This window comes from Streptomyces sp. NPDC102258 (assembly GCF_055584685.1).
The window spans coordinates 107,347-131,737 of the sequence record NZ_JBVJLO010000006.1; the positions used below are offsets into that span (position 1 = coordinate 107,347).

22 protein-coding genes and 1 pseudogene are annotated in these 24,391 nt (G+C 74.3%); 6 read left to right on the plus strand and 17 right to left on the minus strand.

What is annotated here, in order from left to right:
• Positions 1 to 55 precede the first annotated feature (55 nt).
• The 4 genes from ACZ6ZT_RS12505 to ACZ6ZT_RS12520 all read right to left on the minus strand — a co-directional run bounded on the left by ACZ6ZT_RS12505 (position 56) and on the right by ACZ6ZT_RS12520 (position 5,691).
• Positions 56 to 1,549: an FAD/NAD(P)-dependent oxidoreductase gene (locus ACZ6ZT_RS12505; RefSeq protein ID WP_469718581.1), complete on the minus strand. Its 1,494-nt coding sequence runs from the start codon at positions 1,547 to 1,549 to the stop codon at positions 56 to 58.
• Complete coding sequence (locus ACZ6ZT_RS12510; protein WP_469718584.1) at positions 1,530 to 1,844, minus strand: (2Fe-2S)-binding protein; 315 nt, start codon at positions 1,842 to 1,844, stop codon at positions 1,530 to 1,532. The genes ACZ6ZT_RS12505 and ACZ6ZT_RS12510 overlap by 20 nt, the downstream gene beginning before the upstream one ends.
• A 131-nt stretch (positions 1,845 to 1,975) precedes the next feature.
• Positions 1,976 to 3,160 (minus strand): NAD(P)/FAD-dependent oxidoreductase, encoded by a 1,185-nt coding sequence (locus ACZ6ZT_RS12515; RefSeq protein WP_469718589.1) that lies wholly within the window; start codon positions 3,158 to 3,160, stop codon positions 1,976 to 1,978.
• Positions 3,161 to 3,264: 104 nt separating this feature from the next.
• Positions 3,265 to 5,691 carry a collagenase gene (locus ACZ6ZT_RS12520; protein WP_469718593.1) on the minus strand — a complete coding sequence of 809 codons (2,427 nt, stop codon included), beginning with the start codon at positions 5,689 to 5,691 and terminating at the stop codon, positions 3,265 to 3,267.
• Between the two features lie 171 nt (positions 5,692 to 5,862).
• Between ACZ6ZT_RS12520 and ACZ6ZT_RS12525 the strand changes: the two genes are divergently transcribed.
• Entirely contained in the window at positions 5,863 to 7,242 is a 1,380-nt protein-coding gene (locus ACZ6ZT_RS12525; RefSeq protein WP_469718596.1) for an aminopeptidase P family protein, read from the plus strand.
• A gap of 60 nt (positions 7,243 to 7,302) precedes the next feature.
• Here the strand turns inward: ACZ6ZT_RS12525 and ACZ6ZT_RS12530 are convergent, their stop codons facing one another.
• A complete protein-coding gene (locus tag ACZ6ZT_RS12530; RefSeq protein ID WP_469718598.1) occupies positions 7,303 to 7,701 on the minus strand; it encodes a RidA family protein in 399 nt (132 codons plus the stop codon).
• Complete coding sequence (locus tag ACZ6ZT_RS12535) at positions 7,698 to 8,822, minus strand: acyl-CoA dehydrogenase family protein (protein WP_469718601.1); 1,125 nt, start codon at positions 8,820 to 8,822, stop codon at positions 7,698 to 7,700. The genes ACZ6ZT_RS12530 and ACZ6ZT_RS12535 overlap by 4 nt, the downstream gene beginning before the upstream one ends.
• Before the next feature lie 143 nt (positions 8,823 to 8,965).
• Between ACZ6ZT_RS12535 and ACZ6ZT_RS12540 the strand changes: the two genes are divergently transcribed.
• The 3 genes from ACZ6ZT_RS12540 (at position 8,966) to ACZ6ZT_RS12550 (ending at position 12,465) form a co-directional block, all read left to right on the plus strand.
• The gene (locus ACZ6ZT_RS12540) at positions 8,966 to 10,585 is read left to right on the plus strand and encodes an AMP-binding protein (RefSeq protein ID WP_469718603.1); all 1,620 of its coding nucleotides are present in this window, start codon (positions 8,966 to 8,968) and stop codon (positions 10,583 to 10,585) included.
• Positions 10,586 to 10,589: 4 nt separating this feature from the next.
• Positions 10,590 to 11,390, plus strand: coding sequence for a PaaX family transcriptional regulator (locus tag ACZ6ZT_RS12545; RefSeq protein ID WP_469718605.1), 801 nt, complete (start codon positions 10,590 to 10,592; stop codon positions 11,388 to 11,390).
• 235 nt (positions 11,391 to 11,625) lie between these two features.
• Positions 11,626 to 12,465 (plus strand): GNAT family N-acetyltransferase, encoded by an 840-nt coding sequence (locus ACZ6ZT_RS12550; RefSeq protein ID WP_469718608.1) that lies wholly within the window; start codon positions 11,626 to 11,628, stop codon positions 12,463 to 12,465.
• 11 nt (positions 12,466 to 12,476) lie between these two features.
• Here ACZ6ZT_RS12550 and ACZ6ZT_RS12555 read toward each other — a convergent pair whose 3' ends face one another.
• Together ACZ6ZT_RS12555 and ACZ6ZT_RS12560 are read right to left on the minus strand one after the other, a co-directional pair.
• Positions 12,477 to 14,750, minus strand: a complete 2,274-nt coding sequence (locus ACZ6ZT_RS12555; protein WP_469718610.1) for a bifunctional salicylyl-CoA 5-hydroxylase/oxidoreductase — start codon at positions 14,748 to 14,750, stop codon at positions 12,477 to 12,479.
• Positions 14,751 to 14,754: 4 nt separating this feature from the next.
• A complete protein-coding gene (locus tag ACZ6ZT_RS12560; protein ID WP_469718613.1) occupies positions 14,755 to 15,582 on the minus strand; it encodes an enoyl-CoA hydratase family protein in 828 nt (275 codons plus the stop codon).
• A 183-nt stretch (positions 15,583 to 15,765) separates the two neighbouring features.
• Between ACZ6ZT_RS12560 and ACZ6ZT_RS12565 the strand changes: the two genes are divergently transcribed.
• On the plus strand, positions 15,766 to 16,185 hold the full coding sequence (locus ACZ6ZT_RS12565; RefSeq protein ID WP_469718617.1) for an ATP-binding protein: 420 nt from the start codon (positions 15,766 to 15,768) through the stop codon (positions 16,183 to 16,185).
• Positions 16,186 to 16,201: 16 nt separating this feature from the next.
• On the opposite strand, the gene argF is transcribed toward ACZ6ZT_RS12565, so the two are convergent.
• From argF to ACZ6ZT_RS12595, 6 genes and pseudogenes are all read right to left on the minus strand, one after another.
• The gene (gene argF, locus ACZ6ZT_RS12570; protein ID WP_469718621.1) at positions 16,202 to 17,218 is read right to left on the minus strand and encodes an ornithine carbamoyltransferase; all 1,017 of its coding nucleotides are present in this window, start codon (positions 17,216 to 17,218) and stop codon (positions 16,202 to 16,204) included.
• Between the two features lie 115 nt (positions 17,219 to 17,333).
• Positions 17,334 to 18,560, minus strand: coding sequence for an arginine deiminase (locus ACZ6ZT_RS12575; protein ID WP_469718623.1), 1,227 nt, complete (start codon positions 18,558 to 18,560; stop codon positions 17,334 to 17,336).
• A 56-nt stretch (positions 18,561 to 18,616) separates the two neighbouring features.
• Positions 18,617 to 19,114: a hypothetical protein gene (locus tag ACZ6ZT_RS12580; protein ID WP_469718625.1), complete on the minus strand. Its 498-nt coding sequence runs from the start codon at positions 19,112 to 19,114 to the stop codon at positions 18,617 to 18,619.
• A gap of 205 nt (positions 19,115 to 19,319) precedes the next feature.
• Positions 19,320 to 19,624 (minus strand): annotated as a pseudogene (locus tag ACZ6ZT_RS12585) (polynucleotide kinase-phosphatase); the annotation flags it as partial.
• Entirely contained in the window at positions 19,623 to 20,483 is an 861-nt protein-coding gene (gene mmuM, locus ACZ6ZT_RS12590) for a homocysteine S-methyltransferase (RefSeq protein WP_469718627.1), read from the minus strand. The pseudogene ACZ6ZT_RS12585 and the gene mmuM, both read right to left, overlap by 2 nt.
• An 8-nt stretch (positions 20,484 to 20,491) precedes the next feature.
• Positions 20,492 to 21,415 carry an LLM class F420-dependent oxidoreductase gene (locus ACZ6ZT_RS12595; protein ID WP_469718629.1) on the minus strand — a complete coding sequence of 308 codons (924 nt, stop codon included), beginning with the start codon at positions 21,413 to 21,415 and terminating at the stop codon, positions 20,492 to 20,494.
• A 203-nt stretch (positions 21,416 to 21,618) separates the two neighbouring features.
• Between ACZ6ZT_RS12595 and ACZ6ZT_RS12600 the strand changes: the two genes are divergently transcribed.
• Positions 21,619 to 21,903, plus strand: a complete 285-nt coding sequence (locus ACZ6ZT_RS12600; RefSeq protein WP_469719093.1) for a hypothetical protein — start codon at positions 21,619 to 21,621, stop codon at positions 21,901 to 21,903.
• 66 nt (positions 21,904 to 21,969) lie between these two features.
• On the opposite strand, the gene ACZ6ZT_RS12605 is transcribed toward ACZ6ZT_RS12600, so the two are convergent.
• The 3 genes from ACZ6ZT_RS12605 to ACZ6ZT_RS12615 form a co-directional block, all read right to left on the minus strand.
• Entirely contained in the window at positions 21,970 to 22,455 is a 486-nt protein-coding gene (locus ACZ6ZT_RS12605; protein ID WP_469718631.1) for a DUF6099 family protein, read from the minus strand.
• Between the two features lie 143 nt (positions 22,456 to 22,598).
• A complete protein-coding gene (locus ACZ6ZT_RS12610; RefSeq protein WP_469718635.1) occupies positions 22,599 to 22,991 on the minus strand; it encodes a nucleotide pyrophosphohydrolase in 393 nt (130 codons plus the stop codon).
• A complete protein-coding gene (locus ACZ6ZT_RS12615; protein WP_469718637.1) occupies positions 22,988 to 24,346 on the minus strand; it encodes an AAA family ATPase in 1,359 nt (452 codons plus the stop codon). The genes ACZ6ZT_RS12610 and ACZ6ZT_RS12615 overlap by 4 nt, the downstream gene beginning before the upstream one ends.
• Between the last annotated feature and the right edge of the window lie 45 nt (positions 24,347 to 24,391).

A 24,391-nucleotide genomic window follows, 5' to 3' on the forward strand; every position in this document is an offset into this window, starting at 1 on the left:
GTGTGACATTTTACTAGTGGGTGTGAGTCGGCCACAAGGGGCCGGGCGGGGCGGATCAGCGGGCGGGGGGCGGAAGTTCGCCGGCCGGGCCAGTGTCCGGGCGGGCCGGCGGGGCGGGTGGTGCGGTCTCGGGGAGGGCCGCCAGGTGGCGCAGGGGAACCGGGCACGAGAAGGGGCGCCGGTCGGGCGCGGGTTCCGCGCCGGCCAGGGCGGCGACGGCCGGGCCGCACATCCGGCCCTGGCACCAGCCCATCCCGGCCCGGGTGAGCAGTTTGACCGTACGGGCGTCCCGCGCGCCGAGTGCGTCGACGGCCTCGCGGATCCGGCCCGCCGGGACCTCCTCGCAGCGGCACACGACGGCCTCGTCGGGCAGCCAGCCGGTCCACCCCGCGCCGGGGCGGTGCGCGGCGCCCATCGCCCCGGCGAAGGCGCGCAGCCGGGCGCGGCCGCGGACGAGGGACGCCGGGACCGGTACGCCGGCGACCGCGTGGGCGGCGATCTCGCCCTCGGTCAGGGCCAGCTGGGCGCCGCCGATGCCGCCGGTCTCGCCCGCCGACCAGACGCCGGGTACGGAGGTGCGCTGTCCCGCGTCCAGTTCCAGGGCGACGGTGCCGTCCGGGGCGGGCAGGGTGGCGCAGCCGAGGGCGGTGGCCAGTTCCAGCTGCGGCACGAGCCCGTGGCCCACCGCGAGGGCGTCGCAGGGGATCCGGCGGGCGGTGCCGGGCAGCGGGCGCCAGTCCCGGTCGAGGCGGGCGACGGTGACGGCCTCGACGCGGCCGCGCCCGTGGGCCTCCGTCACGGCCTGCCGGGTCAGCAGCCGGATGCCGTGGCGCAACAGGGCGCTGCCGTACGCGGCGCCTTCGACGAGCTTCGCCGGATTGCGCAGCAGGGCCGGGGCCTGGGGTGCGTACGCCGTGTACGAGGCGGCCTCGACGACGGCCGGGACGGTGGCTCCGGCCGCCGCGAGGGAGCCGGCCACCGCGAGCAGCAGCGGCCCGCTCCCGGCGACCAGGACGCGGCGGCCGGGCAGGACGAGGCCGCCCTTGAGCATGGCCTGCGCCCCGCCCGCGCCGATCACCCCGGGCAGCGTCCAGCCGGGGAACGGCAGTTGCCGCTCGTAGGCCCCGGTGGCGAGCAGGACGGCCCGGGCTCCGACGCTCGCCGCGCGCTCCTCCGGGCCCGCGACGGCGTGCAGGGTCCAGCCGCCGTCGCCGTCCGGGACCACCGTCCAGACGTGGTGGAAGGGGAGGTACGTGATCCGGCCCGCCGACACGTGGGCGCGCAGGGCGGCTTCGCGGGTGGCGAAGGCCCGCCAGTCGTGGTGCAGGGCCTGGGGGCGGGTGGCGCCGAGGCCGGGGGCGGGGTGGCGGTAGAACTGGCCGCCGGGGCGCTCGCCGGAGTCGAGGAGGGTGACGCGCAGGCCGAGCCGGGCCGCGGTGACGGCGGCGGCGAGGCCGGCGGGGCCGGCGCCGACGATGGCGAGGCCGGCGGGGGGTTCGGCCGGGCCGGCGGGGTACCCGTCGGGGTGCTCAGACGGTGAGGTCGGCATGTCCGGTGCCCTCCTGGGTGGTGACGGTGTCGCCGGGGCGGGCCGGGACGAGGCAGGCGCGTTGGTTCGGGCGGCCGTTGACGGTGACGAGGCAGTCGTAGCAGGCGCCGATCCCGCAGAACGCCCCTCGGGGGGCGCCGGTCTCGCGGGTGGTGCGCCAGGCGAGGATCCCGGCGGCCCAGAGGACGGCGGCGATGCTCTGGCCCTCCTGGGCGGGCAGGTCGCGGCCGTCGAAGCCGATCGGGAAGGTGGCCGCCGGGGTGCCGCCGACCAGCGAGCGGGGGCTGCGGCGCATCAGGGGTCTCCTTGGGGCTGAGCGGGGGGCTGCGGGGGTCCGGTGACGGGGCGGGGTGCCGTCCGGGATAGGCATGATTTATGGCGCCCTGTCCGGAGCAGAGTTGGCGGGCGGCACCTCGCGCCAACACATCACGTTTTACATCCCGGACGGCACCCCGCCCCGTCACCGGACCCGGACCCTTCGAAGCGGTCCGGCCGGAATGGGGTGGGGTCCGTGGGCGGTTCCACGCCGGTGAGGGACGCCGCTATCAAGGCGGCCGTTGCCGGGGCCAGGCCTATGCCCGCGCCCTCGTGGCCGCAGGCGTGCAGGAGGCCCGGGACGCGGGGGTCGGGGCCGATCGCCGGGAGGTGGTCGGGGAGGTAGGGGCGGAAGCCGTGGTAGGTGCGCAGGACCCGTACGTCGGCCAGTACGGGGAACAGGTCCGCGGCCTGGCCGGCCAGGCGGCGCAGGGCCTCGGTGGACAGGCTCCGGTCGAAGCCGACGCGTTCGCGGGTGGCGCCGATCAGGACGGGCCCGGCCGGGGTCCCCTCCACCACGGCCGAGGACTGCAGGGTGGCGGAGCCGCTGGCGACGTCGGCGATGTAGTCGGCGGCGTAGACCTTGTGGCGGACTACCCGGGGCAGGGGTTCGGTGACGAGGACGAAGCCGCGCCTCGGCATGACGGGCAGGGTGGTTCCGGCGAGGGAGGCGATGTGGCCGCCCCAGGTGCCCGCCGCGTTGAGCACTGCCGGGGCGTGGAGGGTACGGCGGGTGGTGCGGACGCCGACGGCCCTGCCGCCGCGCAGCAGCACCTCGGTGACCTCCTCGCCGAGGTGGGCTGCGGCGCCGGACGCGGCCAGCAGGCGGGCCGCCGCCTGGGCCGGCTGGACCTGGGCGTCCTGGGGGTAGTGGAAGCCGCCCGCCCGGCCCGGGGCCAGGTGGGGTTCCAGTTCACGCAGTCCGTCCGGTCCGACCTCGGTGGCGAGGACCCCGGCGGCGCGCTGGCCGTCCGCGAAGGCGCGCAGGGCCTTGAGGGTGGTCTCGTCCGGGGCGACGACCAGGCCACCCTTGGGCTCGTACTCCGTCTCCGGGGGGAGGATCGCGGCCAGGTCCCGCCAGAGCCGGGCCGACAGGAGCGCGAGGTCGAGTTCGGGGCCCGCCGCCTTGTCGGAGACGAGCAGGTTGCCCTCCCCGGCACCGGTCGTACCGCCCGCCACGGGGCCGCGGTCGACCACCGCGACGGAGAGTCCGGCGCGGCTCGCGTAGTAGGCGCAGGCGGCTCCGACGACACCGGCGCCGATGATCACGAGGTCCGGGGAGTGGGTCTGGGACACGGCAGTAATATGTCACATTCTTCAGTGGGTGCCCAGGCGGGCCCGAGGGGTGCGCCGGGCCGGTCCCGCCCCCCGAGGGCGTTCGGGACCGGCCCGGCCGCGGATCAGCTGCGCAGCGGGCCTTCACAGCTGTAGGAGGAGGTGCCCGCCACCTTGTTGGTCCAGATCTCCACCGGGCCGAAGGAGCAGTTCATGTCGGCGAGGTTGTTGGAGACGGGGGCCGTGCGGTCGAGGATGAAGTAGTCGACCGTCTCGGACATGTCCTTGAAGTTCTGGTCGTCGCTGCGCCAGTTCTTCAGGTTCGCGGTGATCCGCCCGGTACAGGTGAAGCGGCGCTTGCCGGGGTCGCCGTTCTCCACGCAGTCCGGGGCGTTGTAGGTGGCCGTCGCGAAGGCGGACTTGACCGACGCGAGCGCGGAGTCGCGCAGCTGGTCGTTGGCCGTGAAGGTGGTGTTGGGGACGTAGAGCTGGTCCACCTTGGCGATCTGCGCGTCCAGGAAGCGGTTGTAGTCGCGCTGGAGGTAGCTGTCGGAGCCCATCCGGTTGCGCCAGGCGTCGAAGCCCGCCACGTCGTTGGCCCGGATGTGGGTGTACATCTCGCGCAGCAGGGAGGGCTTCTCGGTCCACAGGAACTCGAAGAAGGTTCCCGCGTAGTTGTAGAAGCGGAATCCGTCGCCGTCGTACGTGGCGTTGAGCAGCTGCTGGACGGTCATCCGGGGGCCGCCGCCGGCGGTGTCGCTCATGATGCCGCGGACCAGGGACTTGCGGACGGCGATTCCGTTGTCGCGGGTGGCGCCGTCGAAGAACTCGGCGGTGCCCTCGTCCATGGCGGTGGTGCGGTCGCCCTCGTACCAGGCGCCTTCGCCGAAGAGGCCGGGGACGGCGAAGCGGCCGTTGAGGTAGTGCGTGTACTCGTGGCGGAAGAGCTCTTCCAGGGTGAGGGAGGAGTCCTGGGGGACGCGGCGCTGGTAGGTGTAGAAGGTGGCGCCGTTCTCGATGTAGATGCCGCCGTTGTTGGTGCCGTAGCCGGTGAGGAGGGGGTGGTAGTTCTCGTAGTCGGCGCGGGAGGCATAGAGCACGATGTTCAGCGTGGTGTTGACGTCGCCGGCCAGCGGCTGGTCGGTGCCGAGGACGCGGTGGAACTGCGTCTTGACCTGCTTGCTCGCGTAGTAGAGCTGGTCGACGGTGGCCCGGTCGAGGGCGGTGCGGACCTTGATGCCGCCGTTGTCGTAGGTGTATGTGTAGGGGAAGAGCTGCTTCTCGATGTCCTCCTTGCACACGTGGTACGGCGCGCAGGCGTCGTACACGTTCAGCCAGGTGACCACCTTCGCCCACTGCTCGCTGCCGTTGCCCCAGGCGGTCTTGACCGGCTCCAGGAGGGCGCCGAGGTCGGCGGCGATCTGGTCCTGCAGGCCCTCGATCTGGCCGAAGCGGCCGTACTCGCCGAGCGCGTCGCGGGACACCCAGGCGTTGGCGGTGCCCTTGAGGTGGGTGTAGCCGGCGAAGGCCTTGAAGGTCGGCCGGTAGGCCGGGTCGGCGAGGACGGCCGCGTGGAAGGCGGAGTCCTGGTTGCCCGGGTAGACGCCGAGGTAGTTGATGGACAGCGCGGCGAGCGCGGCGCCGCCCCAGCCGGCGTCGGCGTACGTGGCCGGGTGGGCCGGGTCCATCGTGGCCAGCACCTTCTTGATGAGGCCGAGCTGGTACTGGCGCAGGCCCGGGCCCGCGGCGTACAGGGCCTCGCGCAGGGTGCGGGCGTTGGACGGGGTGACGTCGAAGGAGTGGGCCGCGGCGCCGAAGTCGTCGATGGCCTTGCGGATCGTGGCCACGGTCGGGGCGTCGGTGACGTCGATCTCGTCGTGCGAGAAGTCGTGGTAGGCGACCGCGTGCAGGTAGGTGAACATCTCCTCCAGGTGGGAGGAGTTACGGCCGTCGTGCGCGGCGGCCAGGCTGGATATCCGGCGGGCGACGGCCTGGACGTGGGCGTCCGACATGACGGGCACCAGGCGGGCGTCCCAGGTCCAGATGAGGCCCCGCAGACAGCCGTCGGCGAGGACGGACTGGTCGGCGAGGAAGTCGGCGAACTGCTCCGGTGACAGGCCGGTGATCCCGTCGAGGGTGCAGGGGACGCCGCCGGCGACGCCGCGCGCGACGGGCGCGGTCTGGGCGGAGGCCGCCGTACGGCTCTTCTCGGCGCGTTCGGCGGCGCTGGCCGAGCCGGGCGCGGAGAGGGCGGGGGCGGCGCCGGGCACTTTGCCGTCGGTGACGCCGGTGCCGCCGGGGGCCGGGGCGGGCGCGGGGGCGAGCGGCTTGGCTTCCGCGAGGTGGTCGACCTCGTCGAAGGGGTTGGGTGCGGCGGCGCCCGTCGCGCCGGGGGCGCCGCCGGTGAAGGCGCCGGGAACGGTGGCGCCGGCCTGGGCGCTCGGGGTGCCCCGCTCGGCGGCCTGGGTCACGGCCTGGCCGGCGGTGGCGAGGAGGGTGACCGCCACGGCGGCGGAGAGGAGGGACGTACGCACGGCTCTGTGCTGGGACACCAGATGCTCCTGTTGGGAGGGAGGTGGGGGAAGTGGTGCGTGAACTGCCCTGCTTCACACGGCGTTTGACGGGGATTAACGTGCCGCGGTGTGAGCTGTAACATAGTAATGTGAAATTGCACTGACAAGCCCTGTGCGCCCACCAGTTCGGTACTTCTTGAGGGAGCCTCCGTGACCGACACCTCCTCCCGCCTCAACATCGGCAGTCATGACCGGCCGGTATCAGCGGAGTTGTCCCGTTTCATGGCCGGGAACTGGGCGGCCACTCCGCTCCCCGCCACCACCCGCGTCCCCGCGTACGCCCTCACCCCGGCCCGCCGCGCCCGGCTCTCGGCCCGCTTCCCGGGCGAGCGGCTGCTGATCCCGGCCGGCGAGCTGATGGTCCGCTCGAACGACGCCGACTTCCGCTTCCGGCCGCACAGCGCGTACGCGTGGCTGACCGGGCTGACGGGCGAGGACCAGGCGGGTCACGTCCTGGCGCTGGAGCCGTCCGGGCCGCACGGCCACGAGGCCGTGCTGTACCTGAGGCCGCGCTCCTCCCGCGCGGACGGCAACGAGGAGTTCTTCCGCGACCGCCGCTACGGCGAGTTCTGGGTGGGGCGCCGCCCCGACCTGGCGGAGGCCGAACGGCTCACCGGGATCCGCTGCGCCCACCTGGACACCCTCGGCGAACCGCCCGCCCGCGATGCCGCCACGGACGCCGGACTCGCCACCGCGCTCTCCGAGTTGCGCCTGATCAAGGACGCGTGGGAGGTCGACCAGCTCCAGCTGGCCGTGGACCACACGACGGCCGGTTTCGAGGACGTCGTACGGGCCCTGCCGCAGGCGCTCGCCCACCCGCGCGGCGAACGCTGGATCGAGGGGGTCTTCGGCCTGCGCGCCCGGGCGGAGGGCAACGGGACCGGCTACAACACGATCGCGGCGTCCGGCGCCCACGCCGGGGTCCTGCACTGGATCCACAACGACGGCCGGCTGAACCGGGACGAACTGCTGCTCCTGGACGCGGGCGTGGAAACGGACACCCTCTACACCGCCGACATCACCCGCACCCTCCCGCTGTCGGGGCGGTTCTCGCCGGTGCAGCGGCAGGTCTACGAACTGGTGCTGGCCGCGCAGGAGGCGGGCATGGCGGCGCTGCGGCCCGGCGCGAGCTTCGGCGACTTCCACCGGGCCGGGATGCGGGTCATCGCCGAGGGCCTCGCGGAGTGGGGGATCCTCAAGCACGCGGAGGGCGACCTGCACCGGCGCTACACACTGTGCAGCAGCGGGCACATGCTCGGACTGGACGTGCACGACTGCGCGCGGGCGCGGGCCGAGACGTACCTGGAGGGCACGCTGGAAGAGGGCCAGGTCCTCACCGTCGAGCCGGGCCTCTACCTCCAGCCGGACGACGAGACGCTCCCGGCGGAGCTGCGCGGGGTGAGCGTGCGCATCGAGGACGACCTGGTCATCACCGCCGACGGCGCGCGGCTCATGTCGGGGGCGCTGCCGCGGACGGTCGCGGGCATCGAGGAGTGGATGGGCACCCTCCTGGACGCGGCGGGCGCCTGACCGGATCCGCTCCACCCCCCGGCCGCGGAGCCGGGGGGAGTGCCCACCGCGCGAGGGGGCTTACGGGAGGACCGCGATGCCGTCCAGTTCGAGCAGGGCCCGCGTGTCCCAGAGGCGGACCACGCCGACCACGGCCATCGCCGGATAATCACGCCCCGCCAGCCGGCGCCAGATCCGCCCCAGCTCGCCGGCGTGCTCGCGGTAGGCCTCCACGTCCACCGCGTACACCGTCACCCGCGCCAGGTCGGCCGGGGCGCCGCCCGCCGCCGCGAGGGCGGTCAGCAGATTGGCGAGAGCCCGCTCGAACTGCTCGGGCAGGCTCTCCCCCACGATCTTCCCGGCCCCGTCCAGCGCGGTCTGGCCCGCCAGGAAGACCAGCCGCCCCCCGGTCGCGGTGACGGCGTGCGAGAAGCCCGTCGCCGGGGACAGCTCCCCGGGGTTGATCCGCTCCAGGCTCATCGCGCCGCCGCCCCCCGGTAGAGCTCCTTCGCGATGATGGTGCGCTGCACCTCGCTGGCCCCCTCGTAGATCCTGGGCGCCCGCACCTCCCGGTACAGGTGCTCCAGCAGGTGGCCGCGCCGCAGCGCGACCGCCCCGTGCAGCTGGACGGCGTGGTCCACGACGTACTGGGCCGTCTCGGTGGCCAGCAGCTTGGCCATCGCCGCCCGCCTCGGGACGTCCGGGGAGCCGGCGTCGTACGCGCCGGCCGCCGCGTACACCAGCAACCGGGCGGCCTCGGTGCGCGTGGCCATCTCCGCGACCCGGTGGGCGACGGCCTGGAGGTCGGCCAGCACCCCGCCGAAGGCGGTGCGGCCCGCGGTGTGGGCCAGCGTCGCGTCCAGGGCCGCGCGGGCCATGCCGACCGCGAAGGCGCCCACGCTCGGCCGGAACAGGTTCAGGGTGCCCATCGCCACCCGGAACCCCTGCCCGGGCTCCCCCAGGACGTCCTCGGGGCCCACCGGCACCCCGTCGAAGGACAGCGTGCCGATCGGATGCGGCGAGAGCATGTCGAGGGCCTCGCCGCTCAGCCCGGGACGGTCGGCCGGAACCAGGAACGCGGTGATCCCCCGCGCGCCCGCCGCCTCACCCGTCCGGGCGAAGACGGTGTAGAAATCCGCCTCGGGGGCGTTGGAGATCCAGCACTTCTGCCCGCCGAGCCGCCAGCCCGCCCCGTGCGGAGCGGCCTCCAGCGCCAGCGCCGCCGCGTCCGATCCCGCGCCGGGCTCGCTCAGCGCGAACGCCGCCACCAGCCGGCCCTCCCGCACCCCCGGCAGCCACCGCTCGCGCTGCGCCGCACTGCCCGAGGCCAGTACCGGGTGTCCGCCCAGCCCCTGGAGCGCGAGCGCGGTCTCGGCCTCCGTGCAACCGTAGGCGAGCGACTCCCGCAGCAGGCACAGCTCCAGCGCACCGGAGGCGAACACCCGCTCCAGCAGTCCCAGTTCGCCGAGCGCCGCCAGCAGCGGCCGGTTCACCCGGCCGGGCTCGCCCTTCTCGGCGAGCGGCTTCAGCCGCTCCTCCGCCAGGGCGCGCAGCCGCCCGCACCATTCCTCTTCTTCCGCCCCGAGCGCGAATCCGGTCATCCGAATGCCCCAGTCCTATCGCGTCCTGTTGACTGTCGTCACCATCACGATACGCTCTAGGAGCACCTCCCGGTGGTGAGCCGGGAGACGCACCGCACGGCCGGTTCCATCTCTTCCGGACGTCGCAAGGGGGCGCACCCGCCTTGGAGCTCAAGCCTTCCGCTCATGCCGACACCTTCGCCCGTGATCACCTGCCGCCCGCCGACGCCTGGCCGGAACTCCTCTTCGAGCTGCCCGAACTGGCCTACCCCGACCGGCTGAACGTCGGCGCCGAACTCCTCGACGCCACCATCGACCGGCTGGGACCCGACCGCCCCGCCTTCCGCGGCGGCTCGGGCGAGGTGTGGTCGTACGGAGAGCTGCGCGAGCGCGTCGACTCGCTCGCCCACGCCCTCACCGCCGACCTCGGCGTTATCCCCGGCAACCGGGTGCTGCTGCGCGGACCGACCGGCCCCTGGCTCGCCGCCTGCTGGCTGGCGGTGATGAAGGCGGGCGCCGTGGCCGTCACCGTCCTGGAGCGGCAGCGGGCCCAGGAGCTCGCGACGGTGTGCTCCATGGCCCGGGTGCGGCACGCCGTCTGTCACACCGCCGCCCTCGACGACCTGGTCAAGGCCGAGGTGCCCGGCCTGCGGATCGCCGCCTACGGCGGGGAGGGCCCCGACGACCTGCTGCGGCTGGCCGAGGCGCACCCGGCGCCCTATCCCGCCGTGCAGACCTCCGCCGACGACGTGGCGCTGATCGCCTTCACCTCCGGCACCACCGGCCGCCCCAAGGGCTGCATGCACTTCCACCGCGACCTCCTCGCCATCGCCGACACCTTCTCCCGTCACGTCCTGCGGCCCCGCCCCGACGACGTCTTCGCCGGCAGTCCTCCCCTCGGGTTCACATTCGGACTCGGCGGCCTCGTCGTCTTCCCGCTGCGGGCCGGAGCCTCGGCGCTGCTGCTGGAGCAGGCCGCGCCCCGCGCGCTGCTGCCCGCGCTCGCCGCGCACCGCGTCACCGTCCTGTTCACGGCCCCCACCGCCTACCGGTCCATGCTCGACACGCTCGGCCCCTACGACACCGGCGCCTACGACCTGTCGGCACTGCGCCGCTGCGTGTCGGCCGGCGAGAACCTCCCCGCCGCCACCTGGCGGGCCTGGCACGAGCGCACCGGACTGCGGATCATCAACGGCATCGGGGCCACCGAGCTGCTGCACATCTTCATCTCCGCCGCCGACGAGGACATCCGCCCCGGCACCACCGGCCGGGCGGTGCCCGGCTGGGAGGCCCGGGTGGTGGACCCCGCCGGGCGGCCCGTCCCGGACGGCGAGCCGGGCCTGCTGGCCGTCCGCGGCCCGGTCGGCTGCCGCTACCTGGCCGACCCCCGCCAGGGCGACTACGTCCGCGACGGCTGGAACCTGACCGGCGACACGTACGTACGCGACCCCGACGGCTACTTCCGCTACGTCGCCCGCGCCGACGACATGATCATCTCCTCGGGCTACAACATCGCCGGCCCGGAGGTGGAAGAGGCCCTGCTGCGCCATCCGGACGTGGTGGAGGCAGCGGTGGTCGGCCAGCCCGACGAACACCGGGGCCAGGTCGTCGTCGCGTACACCGTCGCCCGGGACGGGGCGGTGCTGACCGAGGACGCCCTGCGCACCCATATGCGGGCGGAGCTGGCCCCGCACAAGTGCCCGCGCTCCTTCGTCTTCGTGCCGGCGCTGCCCCGGACGGCGACCGGCAAACTGCAACGCTTCCGGCTGCGCGATCTAGAGTGAACCCGTGGTCGAGCAGCACACCCCGCGATCCCTGATCGTCACGTTCTACGGCGCCTACGGAAGGTCCTTCGAGGGACCCGTACCGGTGTCCGCGCTGGTGCGCCTGCTGGGCGCGGCCGGCGTCGACGCGCCCTCCGTCCGCTCCTCGGTGTCCCGGCTGAAGCGGCGCGGCTTCCTGGTGCCCGCGAAGGCGGCCGACGGCGCGGCGGCCTACGACCTCTCCGAGGAGGCCCGGCTGCTGCTGGAGGACGGGGACCGGCGGATCTACGGCGCCCCGCAGGTCTCGGAGGAATGGCTCGTCGCGGTCTTCTCCGTCCCGGAGCAGGAACGGCACAAGCGGCACCTGCTGCGCTCCCGACTGGCCCGGCTGGGCTTCGGAGCGGTGGCCCCGGGCGTGTGGATCGCCCCGGCCCAGCTGGCCCGCGAGGCCGGGCACACCCTGGAGCGGCTGCACCTGACGGCGTACGTGGAGCTCTTCCGCGGCGCCCACCTCGGCTTCGCGCCCACCGCCGAGGCCGTGGCCCGCTGGTGGGACCTGGCCGCGCTGGCCAAGCAACACGAGGAGTTCCTCGACCGGCACGAGCCGGCCCTGCGGGCCCTGCAGTGCGGCCCCGAACCCACGCCCGAGGCGGCCTACCGCACCTACCTGTCCGCCCTGGACACCTGGCGGCGGCTGCCCTACGCGGATCCGGGGCTGCCGCGCGAACTGCTCCCGGCGGACTGGCCGGGCGACCGGGCCGCGGCGGTGTTCGCCGAGCTGCACACCCGGCTGCGCGACGCGGGCGCCCGCTTCGTCCAGTCGTAACCCCGTGTGGACCTTGTGGACCTTCATGGTGCCTCCCCCTGCCGGACACCCCCCTCGGGGGCGTCGTACCCGTGCGCGGGAAATCCCCGCACACCCAAGGTCCCAGCGCCCGCCACCCCCGGCCTCCCCCGCCCGGGGGAACCGCCTCCCCCGCGCGGGGGAGATCCCGCCGGGCCCGGCCGGGGGGCGCCGAAAATCCGGTGCGCATCGCCCCGGGCGGCCGCCACGATGGGGCATGACGTGGACCTTCGGTACCGATCTCGCGGCCTATCTGGCCCTCGCGCGCCCCGCGGTGGCGGCGCGGCCCGTGTCCGACACCCTCCTGCTGACCATCGGCGACGCCCTCGAACGGCGCGGCCCCCACGCCTACGGCCCCGCCGACCCCGTCTTCGGCTGGTGGACCGGCCCCGACGGGGCCGTCGCCGGAGCCCTGCTGCGCACCCCGCCGTTCCCGCTGCTGCTCGGCGCCCTGCCCGCCGAGGCCGTCCGGGCCCTCGGCGGGCACCTCGCCACCGAGCCGCTGCTCGCTCCGGTCACCGCGGTCGACGCCCGCCGCGCCGACGCCGACACGCTGGCCGGCGCCTGGGGCAGGCCCGTCCGGGTGGCGGAGGAGAGCCGGCTCCACCGGCTCGGCACCCTGGCCGCCCCGGACCCGGCCCCGTCCGGCCGGGCCCGGCGGGCGCAGGCGGCGGACCTGCCGCTGCTCCTGCGCTGGACGGCGGAGTTCAACCGGGAGACGGACCAGCCCGCCCGCCCCACCGAGGCCGCCCTGCGCGACCGGATCTCGTTCGGCGGCTTCCTGCTCTGGGAGGACGCGGGCCGCCCGGTATCCCTGGCGGGCTTCCTCCGCCCGATCGGCGGCGCGAGCCGCATCGCCCCGGTCTACACCCCGCCCGCCGACCGGGGCCACGGCTACGCCGCCGGCGTCACGCACGCCGCGACCGGCGCCGCCCACGCCGCCGGCGCCCGCGAGGTGCTGCTGTTCACCGACCTCGCCAACCCCACCAGCAACGGCATCTACCGCCGCCTCGGCTACACCCCGGTGGAGGACCGGGTCCATCTGGAGGCCCTCTGAACAGGCCGCGCCTACCCCTTCCCCGTCGGCGGTCTGCGGCTGCCCGCCCGGTACGGCGCGGGCCACGGCGCGCCCGGCCCCTCGTACCCCTGCTCGGCGGCCGCGTGCAGCGTCCAGTGCGGGTCGTACAGGTGCGGACGGCCGAGCGCGCACAGGTCGGCGCGCCCGGCCAGCAGCAGCGAGTTGACGTCGTCCCAGGAGGAGATGGCGCCGACGGCGATGACGGGCACGCCGAGCGCGTTGCGGATCCGGTCGGCGTAAGGGGTCTGGTAGGAACGCCCGAACTCCGGGTCCTCCTCGGCCACGACCTGCCCCGTGGACACGTGGACGGCGTCCGCGCCGTGGGCGGCGAAGGCGGCGGCGATCCCCTGCGCCTCCTCGGGGGTGGTGCCGCCGGGCGCCCAGTCGGCCGCGGAGATCCGCACCGTCATGGGGCGCTCCGCCGGCCAGAGCGCCCGGACGGCGTCGAAGACCTCCAGCGGGAAGCGCAGCCGGTTCTCCAGGGAGCCGCCGTACGCGTCGGTGCGGTGGTTGGTGAGCGGGGACAGGAACCCGGACAGCAGGTAGCCGTGCGCGCAGTGCAGTTCGAGCAGGTCGAACCCGCACGCGGCGGCCCGTACGGCGGCCGCCGCGAAGTCGGCGCGGATCGCGGCGAGGTCGTCTGCGCCGAGGGCGCGCGGGACGGCGGACACGCCGGGCTTGTAGGGCAGCGCGGAGGCGGCGACGAGCGGCCAGTTGCCCTCGGGCAGCGGCTCGTCCATGCCTTCCCACATGAGGCGCGTCGAGCCCTTGCGGCCCGCGTGCCCGAGCTGCACGCCGAGTGCGGTGCCGGGTGCGGAGGTGTGGACGAAGTCGGCGATCCGCTTCCAGGCGGCCTCCTGCTCTTCGCTCCACAGGCCCGCGCAGCCCGGGGTGATCCGGGCTTCGGGGCTGACGCAGACCATTTCCGTGAGCACCAGCCCTGCCCCGCCGAGGGCGCGCTGCCCCAGGTGCACGAGGTGGAAGTCGCCCGGTACGCCCTCGCGCGCCGAGTACATGTCCATGGGCGCGACGACGACCCGGTTGCGCAGGGTCAGCCCGCGCAGGGTGAACGGCGTGAACATCGGCGGGACGTCCTGGGCTTCGGAGCCGCCGAAGTCCCGTTCCACCGCCCGTGTGAAGCGGGGGTCGCGCAGCCGCAGGTTGTCGTGCGTCACCCGCCGACTGCGGGTCAGCAGGTTGAAGGCGAACTGCCGGGCGGGCTGGTCGACGTACCCTTCGATCTCCTCGAACCAGCGCATGCTGGCCGCCGCCGCCCGCTGCGTACTGGCCACGGCGGGCCGCCGCTCCGCCTCGTACGCCGCGAGGCGTTCGGCGAGGCACTGCCCGTCCCCCTCCTCGGCCCCCGCTCCGTCCACTGGCATCCCCGCCAGTGCCTCGGCGAGCGCGAGCGCGTCCTCGACGGCGAGTTTGGTGCCGGAGCCGATGGAGAAGTGGGCCGTGTGCGCCGCGTCGCCGAGCAGGACCACGTTCCGGTGCGACCAGCGCGCGTTGACGACGGTACGGAAGCGGGTCCAGGCGGACCGGTTCCCGCGCAGCGGCCGTCCGCGCAGCGCCTCGCCGAACAGCTTGGCGCACCGCGAGGCGGATTCCGCCTCGTCGCACAGGTCGAGGCCCGAGGCCCGCCACACCTCCTCCCGCATCTCGACGATCACGGTCGAGGAGTCGGCGGAGTACGGGTAGGCGTGCAGCTGCGCCACGCCGTGCCCGGTCTCCGCGATCTCGAAGCGGAAGGCGTCGAAGGCGAAGTCGGCGGCCAGCCAGATGTACCGGCAGCGGCCCTCGGTCACGGTCGGGCGGAAGTGCGCGGCGCCGCTCTCGCGGGTCGCGCTGTGGACCCCGTCCGCCGCGACGACCAGGTCGTACGTCTCGGCCAGCTGCCACGCGTCGGGTGCCGGGGAGCGGAAGCGGAGCCGGACCCCGAGGTCCGTACAGCGCGTGTGCAGGATCTCCAGCAGCCGGCGCCGGCCGAGCGCGGCGAAGCCGTGGCCGCCGGAGGTGAGCAGCCGGCCCCGGTGGACGACCTCCACGTCGTCCCAGCGGACGAATTCGGCGCCGAGGGCGGCGTGGACGGCGGTGTCGGCCCGTTCGATGCCGCCCAGCGTCTCGTCCGAGAGCACGACGCCGAAGCCGAAGGTGTCGTCGGGGGCGCCGCGTTCCCACACCTCCACCCGGTGTCCCTGCCGCGCCAGCAGCGCGGCGGCGTACAGTCCGCCCGGTCCCCCGCCGACGACGGCGACGCGCACGGCGCTACCTGCCCTTCCACTGCGGCGGCCGCTTGCCGGTGAAGGCCGCGTGGAACTCGGCGTAGTCCTCGCCGTGCATCAGCAGCGCCTGGGTGTTGGCGTCGAGTTCGACGGCGGCGGCCAGCGGCATGTCCAGCTCCGCGGTCAGCAGGGCCTTGGTCTGGGCGTGGGCGAGGGCGGGTCCGGCGGCGAGGCGGGCGGCCAGTTCGGCGGCCCGGGCGTCGGCCTTGCCCTCGTCGACGAGCTCGCTGAGCAGGCCGATGCGCTCCGCCTCGGCCGCCGGTACGGGCTCTCCGAGCATCAGCAGCCGGGTGGCGTGGCCGAGGCCGACGACGCGGGGCAGCAGGTAGGCGGCGCCCATGTCCCCGCCGGAGAGGCCGACCCGGGTGAAGAGGAAGGCGAAGCGGGCGGTGGGGTCGGCGATCCGGAAGTCGGCGGCGAGGGCGAGCACCGCTCCGGCTCCGGCGGCCACCCCGTGCAGGGCGGCGATCACCGGGAAGGGGCATTCGCGGACGGCCCTGACCACCTGGCCGGTCATCCGGTTGAAGTCGAGGAGTTGGGCGGTGTCCATGGCGAGGGTGGCGCCGATGATCTCGTCCACGTCCCCGCCGGAGCAGAAGCCCCGGCCCTCGCCGGCGAGCACGAGGGCGCGGACGGACCGTTCGCGGGACAGTTCGGCGAGCAGGTCGCGCAGGTCGGCGTAGGCGCCGAAGGTGAGCGCGTTCAGCTTCTCGGGGCGGTCGAGGGTGACGGTGGCGACGCCGTCCTGCCGGGTCACCCGTAGGTGGCGCCACTGTCCTGTCGATGGGGTGGAACCGGTGAAGGGACTCACGGAATCGACGCTATCACCGGTTGGTGACTGCCGTCAGAGAAACGCGACAACCTTCGTCCCGCGCGTTTCGGCCGGGGTGCCCTGCGGAGTCGGATTTCCACTTCGTATCGTTGAAAGAAGGATTTCCCTTCCGCTTCACCCGCTCGCCCCCACACCCACGACCCCGGAACGGACGGACCCGCCTTGCCCGACGCCTCCGCCTGGCGGATCGCGCTCCCCCACACGACCGCCGCCGTGCCCCTCGCCCGCGCCCTGGTCCGCAGCGCCCTCACGGACGCGGAGCCGTCCGCCGACCGCGACACCGCGGAGCTGCTGACCGCGGAACTGGTGGCCAACGCCGTCGAGCACACCGGCGGGGGCGCCCCGATCGAGCTGGTCGTGGAGCTGCTGGCGAACGGCTGCCAGGTCGAGGTGCACGACGGGGACCCGCGGCCGCCCGGCGATCTCACCGCCCGCCGCGACGACACGCCGCCCGACCCCTGGCAGGAGCACGGCCGGGGCCTGCTGCTGATCCGCGCCCTGAGCTCCGCCTGCGGCCACCGGCGCACCGAGCGCGGCAAGGCCGTCTGGTTCACCCTGTCGGCCCGTACCGCGACCGCCTGACGGCGCCGGCCCAGCGCTACGCCCCCGCCCCCGGCTCCGCGAGCGTCGCGACGAGCACCGCCTTGATGGTGTGCAGCCTGTTCTCGGCCTCGTCGAAGACGAGGGAGTGCGCCGATTCGAACACCTCGTCCGTGACCTCCAGCGACTCCAGCCCGTGCCGCTCGTACACCTCCCGGGCCACCTTCGTGCCCAGGTCGTGGTAGGCGGGCAGGCAGTGCAGGAACTTCACGGCCGGGTTCCCGGTCGCGCGCAGCACGTCCATGGTGACCGCGTACGGCGCCAGGGCCGCGATGCGCTCGTCCCAGACCTCCTTGGGCTCCCCCATCGAGACCCAGACGTCCGTCGCCACGAAGTCGGCCTGCGCCACGCCCTCCGCGACCTCCTCGGTCAGGGTGATGCGCGCCCCGCTGGCCGCGGCCAGCTCCCGGGCCCGGGCGACCACGGCCTCCGCCGGCCAGTACTCCTTGGGCGCGACGATCCGTACGTCCATGCCCAGCAGGGCGCCGGTGACCAGGTAGGAGTTGCCCATGTTGAAGCGGGCGTCTCCGAGGTAGGCGAAGGAGAGGTGCTCCAGCGGCTTGGCGCCGTGCTCGGTCATGGTGAGGACGTCGGCCAGCATCTGCGTGGGGTGCCAGTCGTCGGTGAGGCCGTTGAAGACGGGCACGCCCGAGTGCGCGGCGAGCTCCTCGACCGCCTCCTGGCTGTCGCCCCGGTACTCGATGCCGTCGAACATCCGGCCGAGCACCCGCGCGGTGTCCCGGACGGACTCCTTGTGGCCCATCTGGGAGCCGGTGGGGTCGAGGTAGACGGTGTGGGCGCCCTGGTCGGCGGCGGCGACCTCGAAGGCGCAGCGCGTCCGCGTCGAGGTCTTCTCGAAGATCAGCGCGATGTTCTTCCCCTGGAGGAGGCGTCGCTCGGTCCCCGCCTTTTTGGCCGCCTTGAGTGTGGCGGCGAGCTCGACGAGGCCGCGGAACTCGGCGGCGGTGAAGTCGAGCTCCTTGAGGAAACTGCGGCCGAAGAGGTCGGTGGCCATGGGGGACACTCCAGAGGGTGCTGACACGGGACGTTGACAGGGGATGCCTGGAAGTCTATACGACACTCTGCATTGATATACAGCCCCCTGGTCCGCCCCGCCGCATCTGCGCAGGTCACACCGCGTCGCGCTGCACCGGGCAGCTCATACAGCGCGGACCACCCCGGCCCCGCCCCAGCTCGCTGCCCGGGATCTCGATCACCTCGATGCCCTCCTTGCGCAGGTGCGTGTTGGTCGTGACGTTCCGCTCGTACGCGACGACCACCCCCGGCTCCACCGCCAGCACGTTGCAGCCGTCGTCCCACTGCTCGCGCTCCGCCGCGTGCACGTCCTGCGTGGCCGTCAGCACCCGGATCCGCTCCAGCCCCAGCGCGCCCGCGATCGCCCGGTGCATGTGCTCCGCCGGGTGGTCGGTGACCCGCAGGTCACCGGCCCGCTCGCCGGGCCGGATCGTGTACGAGCGCAGCATGCCGAGGCCCGCGTACTGGGTGAAGGCGTCGGCGTCGACCATCGTCATCACCGTGTCCAGGTGCATGAAGGCGCGCCGCTTGGGCATGTCGAGCGCCACGATTGCCGTCGCCGAGCCCGCCGCGAACAGGCCCCGCGCGAGCATCTCCACCGCCTGCGGGGTGGTCCGCTCGCTCATCCCGATCAGCACGGCCCCGTTGCCGATGACCAGGACGTCCCCGCCCTCGATCGTGGAGGGGTAGTCGGCCTGGCCCTGCGACCAGTAGTGGAAGGCGCCGGAGCCGGTGAAGAGCGGGTGGTACCGGTAGATCGCCTCGAAGTGCACGGTCTCGCGCCGCCGGGCCGGCCAGCGCATGGCGTTGATGGACACCCCGTCGTAGATCCAGGCGGAGGTGTCACGGGTGAAGAGGTGGTTGGGCAGCGGCCCGAGCAGGAAGTCGTCCATGTCGAGGACGTGGAAGCGCACCGACACCGGCTCGGCGTGCCGCTCCAGGAACTCCCGCTTCGTCATGCCGCCGACCAGCGCCTCCGCGAGGTCGGCCGAGGACAGTCCGTCGAACACCGCCCGCAGGTGGTCGGTGGCGAGGGGGCCGTACTCCTTCTCGTAGAAGACCCGGTCCAGGACGAGGTGTCTCGCCTCGGGGATGTCGAGGGACTCCCGCAGCAGGTCCCCGAAGAGGTGGACGGCGACCCCCCGGTCGCGGAGCACGTCCGCGAACCCGTCGTGCTCCTGGCGGGCCCGGCGCACCCACAGCACGTCGTCGAAGAGCAGGGCGTCCTTGTTGCTTGGAGTGAGCCGCTTCAGCTCCAGGTCGGGCCGGTGGAGGATGACGCGGCGAAGCCGCCCGGTCTCGGAGTCGACATGGAATCCCATGCCGTACACGTTCCCAGACCGAACGGCCTTTTGACCCGGCGTCGGCCGCGCGGGGCTCAGCGCAGGCCGAGAAGTGCCGTCGGCGCACCGATGACCTCGGGGGCGATCACGCCCAACTCGGGCCGCGTCAGGTTCGGCAGCCCGTAGTTGCTGCCGTCCGGCATGGTGAGCGGGGCGACCAGGTGCGCGCCCGGGCTGCGGGTGCGCAGCGTGGTGTCCTTGGACTCCAGGGAACCCTCGCCGTCCGTCTCGGGCTCGCCCGCGAGGTTGGGCACGGGGGAGGTGAGCTTGGTGCCGCCGAGGTCGGCGGCGATCGGCACCACCGGGAGCAGTGGGGTCGGGAGCAGGTCGCCCTTGTGGTGGCGGGGCGCCTCGGGGGCTCCGACGATCGGTACCGGGACCGCGGTGGCCAGGTGCGGGGCGGGCACGCCCAGCGTGGTCTCCACCGCCTCCAGCGGGACTCCCACGGGCACCGCGTCGGCCACGGCCGGGGTGGCCGCGCCGGCCGCCGCCATACAGGTCAGGAGTGCCGCAATGCTTCCGCGCGCGGTCATCTTCATAGGTGACGTTCCGTCCTTCCAGGGTCGCGGACATTCCGCTGCCCTGGATGAACGATCCCGCCGGTGGTTTCCCGGGGCTTCTGCGCGAAAGTTCCCCCATACGACCTAATTACGGGCCGTACGGGGGCTCCCGCTTTACGACGCGCCCGCGCGGCACGCGTCACGGCCGGCGGTCACGGCCGGGCGGCCGCAGCCGGGGCCCGAGGAAGCGTCCGCGCAGCTTCGCCAGCTGCTCCGGACGCGCGTACTCCGGACCGTAGATGATCCGCAGGTACTCGCGCCCTCGCACCTTCCCCCCCCCGGCTGCACCAGCCGTCCCTTGCCGTCCCGGGCGTACGCCTGAAGGGGTTTGACGACCATGCCCTCGCCGCCCGCGGCCGTCAGTTCCAGCCACCAGTCGGTGCCGTCCCGTACGGATACCTCGTCCCCGGTGTCCACGTACACCCGCCGCGTACGCCGCAGCAGCGGCGCCGGAGCCCCCGCGTCGGCGTCCGCGAGCCGGTCAGGTCAGGCGGGGGCGCAGGGTCGCGATGGCGGAGGGGCCGACGCGGCAGCAGCCGCCGATGAGGCGGGCGCCCGCCGCGCGCCAGGCCGGGACGTCCCAGGGGACGGGGGCGGCCGGCGGGTGCCAGGTGCCGGTGGCGGCGTCCCAGACGGAGCCGTCGTTGGGGTAGGCGAGCAGGGGCTTGGCGGTGACGGAGGCGGCTGCCTCCAGGGCGGGCAGGACGTCGGCCGGGTCGCAGCAGTTGACGCCGACCGCGAGGATCTCGGGGGCGGCGGCCGCCAGGGCGAAGGCCTCTTCGAGGGGCTGGCCGGCCCGGGTGCGGCCGCCCGCGACGGTGTAGCCGAGCCACGCCCGGGCCCCGGTGCCGGCCAGGACCCGCAGCAGGGCCTCCGCCTCGTCGGTGTCCGGGACGGTCTCCAGGGCCAGGACGTCCGCCCCGCGCAGGGCCTCGATCCGGGGGCGGTGGAAGGCGGCCAGCCGGGCGGTGCTCAGCCCGTACCGGCCGCGGTACTCCGAGCCGTCGGCGAGCACCGCCCCGTACGGGCCGACGGAGGCGGCCACCCACACCGCGTGGTCCGCCGCCCGCGCGGCGCGCCCGGCCACCGCCACGCTCCGCTCCAGCAGCGCCGGTTCGTGTCCGACCTGGTAGCTCGCGGTGATCAGCACCTCGGCGCCGGCCCGGACGTAGGCCGTGTGGGCGGCCTCGACCTGGTCCGGGCACTCCGCGAGCACCCGGCCCGTCCAGAGGCCGCCGGACAGGTCGCAGCCCTGGGCGGCGAGCTGGTTGCTCAGCCCGCCGTCCAGCAGCACCGCCCGGGTGGCCAGGGCGTCTTCGAGCGGGCCGGTCGCGCGCGGCACGGTTCCTCCTAGCCGAGCTGGGAGAGCACCTGGGCCGAGATCAGCTCCAGGTGGTCGAGGTCGTCGAGGTCGAGGAGCTGGAGGTAGAGGCGCGAGGAGCCGATGGCGGCGTAAGTGCCGATCTTCTCGACGACCTCGGCGGGTGAGCCGGCCAGGCCGTTGGCCTTCAGCTCGTCCACCTCGCGGCCGATGGCGGCGGCGCGGCGGGCGACCTCGGCGTCGTCCTTGCCCACGCACACCACGAGGGCGTTGGAGTAGACGAGGTCGCCGGCCTTGCGGCCCGCCTCCTCGGCGGCCTCCCGGACCCGGCCGAACTGCTGCTCGCTGTCGGCGACCGAGGCGAACGGCATGTTGAACTCGTCCGCGTACCGGGCGGCCAGACGCGGGGTCCGCTTGGCCCCGTGGCCGCCGATCAGGACGGGCACCTTGTCCTGGGCGGGCTTGGGCAGGGCCGGGGAGTTCTCCAGCCGGTAGTACTCGCCCTGGTAGTCGAAGGTGGCGCCGGGCTCGGTGGCCCACAGGCCGGTGACGACGGCCAGCTGTTCCTCCAGCCGGGCCATGCGCTCCGCCGGGAAGGGGATTCCGTACGCCTTGTGCTCCTCCTCGAACCAGCCCGCGCCGAGGCCGAGTTCGATCCGGCCGCCGGACATCCGGTCGACCTGGGCCACCTGGATCGCGAGCACGCCGGGCAGCCGGAAGGTACCGGCCGTCATCAGCGTGCCCAGCCGGATCCGCCGGGTCTCGCGGGCCAGGCCCGCGAGGGTGATCCAGGCGTCGGTGGGGCCGGGCAGGCCGTCACCGGACCCCATCTTCAAATAATGATCAGAGCGGAAGAACGCGTCGAACCCGAGGTCTTCGGTGGCCTTGGCGACGGTCAGGAGGGTGCCGTAGTCGGCGCCCTGCTGCGGCTCGGTGAAAATGCGGAGATCCATACCCCCCATCCTGCCCCTCCGGCCCCTGCCGGGTGAATCTCTGTCAACCGGAAGGCCCACCCCGAGCGCCACCAGTGACCGGCGCGGACGGTGATCGTTGCTCGGAGGGAGCCGGACCGCCCGGCCCGCGCGCCGGCGGCTTCTCGCCGGTGCGTCCAGCCGCCCCCTTCCGCACCGGAAGGGCCAGGGCCGAGGAGGCCGCCATGTCCCACGAGCCCGTGCCGGAGCACCCCCGACAGACCGGACCGACCCGACAGGCAGCGCACGACCACGCACGCCAGAAGCCGGCGGTACCCGCCCGGGGCGGCGCGCCGAAGGGCCTGCTCCAGCAGATGGAAGAGCTGATGGCGGCGCTGAACGCCGACCTGTCCCAGCTCGACGCCGACCTCCAGCACTCCGCCGACCGCACCGCCCCCGCTGCCGCCGCGCCGGTCTCCCCGGGCGCCCGCCCGTACGACGGCGAGCACCGCTCCGACCGGGCCTTCTGACGCGCGCGGGGTCCCGTCACGCACGGCGGGACCCCGGGGCCCCGCCGGCCCCGACCGGCGCCGGCCTCAGACCACGCCCGAGGCCGATCCCCGCTCCCGTACGGTCATCCGCCGCAGCAGCGCGCGGACCCGGTCGCTCGACTCGTCGGCCGCGTCGATCGACTCTATGCACTGCCAGTACAGGCTCTCCTCGTCCGTCGCGCAGGCCACCCCGACGAGGGCTATGCCGACCTCGCCCAGCAGCGCCTGGAGCCCGAGCAGCGCCTGACGCACATCGGTCACCCCCGACAGCCGTGCCGCGCGCGGCGGTTGCTCGGGCGCGCTGCCCTCACCGCGCAGCGCCGCCCGGTCGATGACCCCGCAGCCTCTGCCTCCCGCTTCCCCCAGTACCCGCGCCTCCGCTCTGAGCTCCGGCGGTCCGGTGACCGCCAGCCAGCTCCCTATCCCCTGCGCGAGCGCCTGGGCCTGCCAGGCCTCGCCCACGATGTCCCACGCAGCCCCGCTCTGTGCCAGCGCGTGCCGGCCGGCCGCGATGAGCCGTACCGCATCCATATGCCGTCCCCCGTCCGCACGACATCCCGCATCCCACATCCCGCTTCCCGACGTTCTCCACTACCCAGAGTGAAGGCAAGGAGCCAGTAAAGCCAGGGGTATTCGGAAATCTGTGGACACAAACATGGTTGTGGATGACGCGATCACTCCGAAGAGTGACGATCAGTGCCCGGATTGCCTTTCGCGGGGAAGCGGGACTCGTTCCTCTCGATCTTCGCGGCGAGCGCATCCAGCACATCCACCCCGAGGACCTCACAGAACTGCAGCAGATACGCGAGCACGTCGGCCACCTCATCGGTCACGCGGTGTGCGTTTTCGGGCTCCTCCATGATCGCGGCCGACTGTTCCGGTGTCAGCCACTGGAAGATCTCGACCAGTTCGGCGGCCTCCACGCTCAGGGCCACGGCCAGGTTCTTGGGGGTGTGGTACGGGCCCCAGTCCCGGGCGGCCGCGAAGTCGGCCAGCCGTCGCTGGAGTCGGTACAGCCGTTCGTCGTGCGGTGGCTTCGGGGCGTCGTTCGCCGGGGCGGCACTCATGGGGACAGGTCTACCACCGAGACGCCGGGCAGCCCGCGCGCGGTTCCCGCGGTGTCCTCGCCCACCGTCCCGACGAGCCGGACGTGCCCCCGGGCACCGGACAGCAGGGCCAGCCGCAGCAGTTCGGCGCCCTGCCGCCGGTCCAGGCCCCGGTCGAGGCCGTCGGCGAGCACGGTGAGCGCCTGCCGGGCGGCGGGCACGTCGGCGGCCGGCTCCACCTCCAGCACCCCGGGCCCGGTCAGCAGGACCAGGGCCAGCGCGAGGAAGCGCAGCTCGCCCGCGCCGAGCCGGCCGAGGTCGGTCACGGGGCGGCCGGGGCCCCGGTCGAGCAGCCCCGCCACCAGCGCGCCGCCGGGCTCCGCGAGCGTCCGGACGTCCAGCGCCACCACCGGCCCCGCGCACCCGGTGCGGGCCGCCGCGGTGAGCAGGGCGTGCCGGGTGCCGCACTCGTGGCGGGTCCGGCGCAGCACGTCGGCCAGGTTCCCGCAGTCGCCCCGCAGCCGGCCGTCGCCGCGCGGGACGGGCCCGCGCATCCGGCCGGGGCGCGGATCGCAGGCGAACACCGAGCGCAGCGCCACCACGACCTGCTCGGCGGCGGCCAGCACCCGGCGCTGCCCGGCGGTGGACCCGGCGACGCGCAACGGCAGCAGAGCGGTGCCGAGCCGGTCGTCGGGGAACGGGGCGCGGGTCACGCCGGTGGCGCCGCCGGTGAGCCAGGCGGCCTGGACGGAGCGTCGGCGCGGGTCGCGCAGGGCGGTGGCGAGCAGCACCTGGCCGTCCTGGGAGAGGCGTTCGCCGACGATCCGCAGCGTGGGTTCGGCCTGGACGGCGAGGTCGAGGCGGACGGGGCCGGCCGGGCCGTCGACCGTACAGCCGATGCGGAAGCCGCGGCGCCCGTCGGCGTCGGGGACGGCCCGTTCGGGGACCCGGCCCACCGGATCGGGGAAGACCTCGGCCAGGCTGCCGCCCGAGGCGAGCAGCGCGAGGGCCGCGTAGGCGTCCAGCGCCTGGGACTTGCCGCTGCCGCTCGCTCCGGCGAACAGGGTCACGGGCCCCAGCGGAAAGTGCGCCGCGCGGTGCCGCCCGAAGGCGGACAGCCGCAGTTCGGTGACCGCGGGCCGGGCCGGAGCCGGGACCGGGGCCGCCGGGCCGGACCCGGCTTCCGAAGGGGCGCGGGCGGCTTCAAGGAGGGGCGCGGCATCAGGCGGAGGGGTGGCGTCAAGGGAAGGCGCGACATCAGGGGAAGGGATGCCCGCAAGCGAGGGGGTGGCGTCACAGGGTGCGACGTCAAGGGAGGGAGTGGTGTTGAGCGAGGGGGTGGCGGCGGGCCGGGCCGCGTTCAGGGTGGCGTCCATGGCCGGACGGTACGGTCCGCCGCGGGGCCGCCGGGTACGGCGAAC

Excerpts from the sequence above, each read along its gene's own strand:
- ACZ6ZT_RS12615 (WP_469718637.1), bottom strand. The coding sequence starts at position 24,346 with ATGGACGCCACCCTGAACGCGGCCCGGCCCGCCGCCACCCCCTCGCTC.
- ACZ6ZT_RS12530 (WP_469718598.1), bottom strand. The coding sequence starts at position 7,701 with ATGAGCCTGGAGCGGATCAACCCCGGGGAGCTGTCCCCGGCGACGGGC.
- ACZ6ZT_RS12550 (WP_469718608.1), top strand. The coding sequence starts at position 11,626 with ATGACGTGGACCTTCGGTACCGATCTCGCGGCCTATCTGGCCCTCGCG.
- ACZ6ZT_RS12510 (WP_469718584.1), bottom strand. The coding sequence starts at position 1,844 with ATGCGCCGCAGCCCCCGCTCGCTGGTCGGCGGCACCCCGGCGGCCACC.
- ACZ6ZT_RS12575 (WP_469718623.1), bottom strand. The coding sequence starts at position 18,560 with ATGGGATTCCATGTCGACTCCGAGACCGGGCGGCTTCGCCGCGTCATC.
- ACZ6ZT_RS12610 (WP_469718635.1), bottom strand. The coding sequence starts at position 22,991 with ATGAGTGCCGCCCCGGCGAACGACGCCCCGAAGCCACCGCACGACGAA.
- ACZ6ZT_RS12600 (WP_469719093.1), top strand. The coding sequence starts at position 21,619 with ATGTCCCACGAGCCCGTGCCGGAGCACCCCCGACAGACCGGACCGACC.
- argF (WP_469718621.1), bottom strand. The coding sequence starts at position 17,218 with ATGGCCACCGACCTCTTCGGCCGCAGTTTCCTCAAGGAGCTCGACTTC.
- ACZ6ZT_RS12580 (WP_469718625.1), bottom strand. The coding sequence starts at position 19,114 with ATGACCGCGCGCGGAAGCATTGCGGCACTCCTGACCTGTATGGCGGCG.
- ACZ6ZT_RS12605 (WP_469718631.1), bottom strand. The coding sequence starts at position 22,455 with ATGGATGCGGTACGGCTCATCGCGGCCGGCCGGCACGCGCTGGCACAG.
- ACZ6ZT_RS12535 (WP_469718601.1), bottom strand. The coding sequence starts at position 8,822 with ATGACCGGATTCGCGCTCGGGGCGGAAGAAGAGGAATGGTGCGGGCGG.
- ACZ6ZT_RS12595 (WP_469718629.1), bottom strand. The coding sequence starts at position 21,415 with ATGGATCTCCGCATTTTCACCGAGCCGCAGCAGGGCGCCGACTACGGC.
- ACZ6ZT_RS12505 (WP_469718581.1), bottom strand. The coding sequence starts at position 1,549 with ATGCCGACCTCACCGTCTGAGCACCCCGACGGGTACCCCGCCGGCCCG.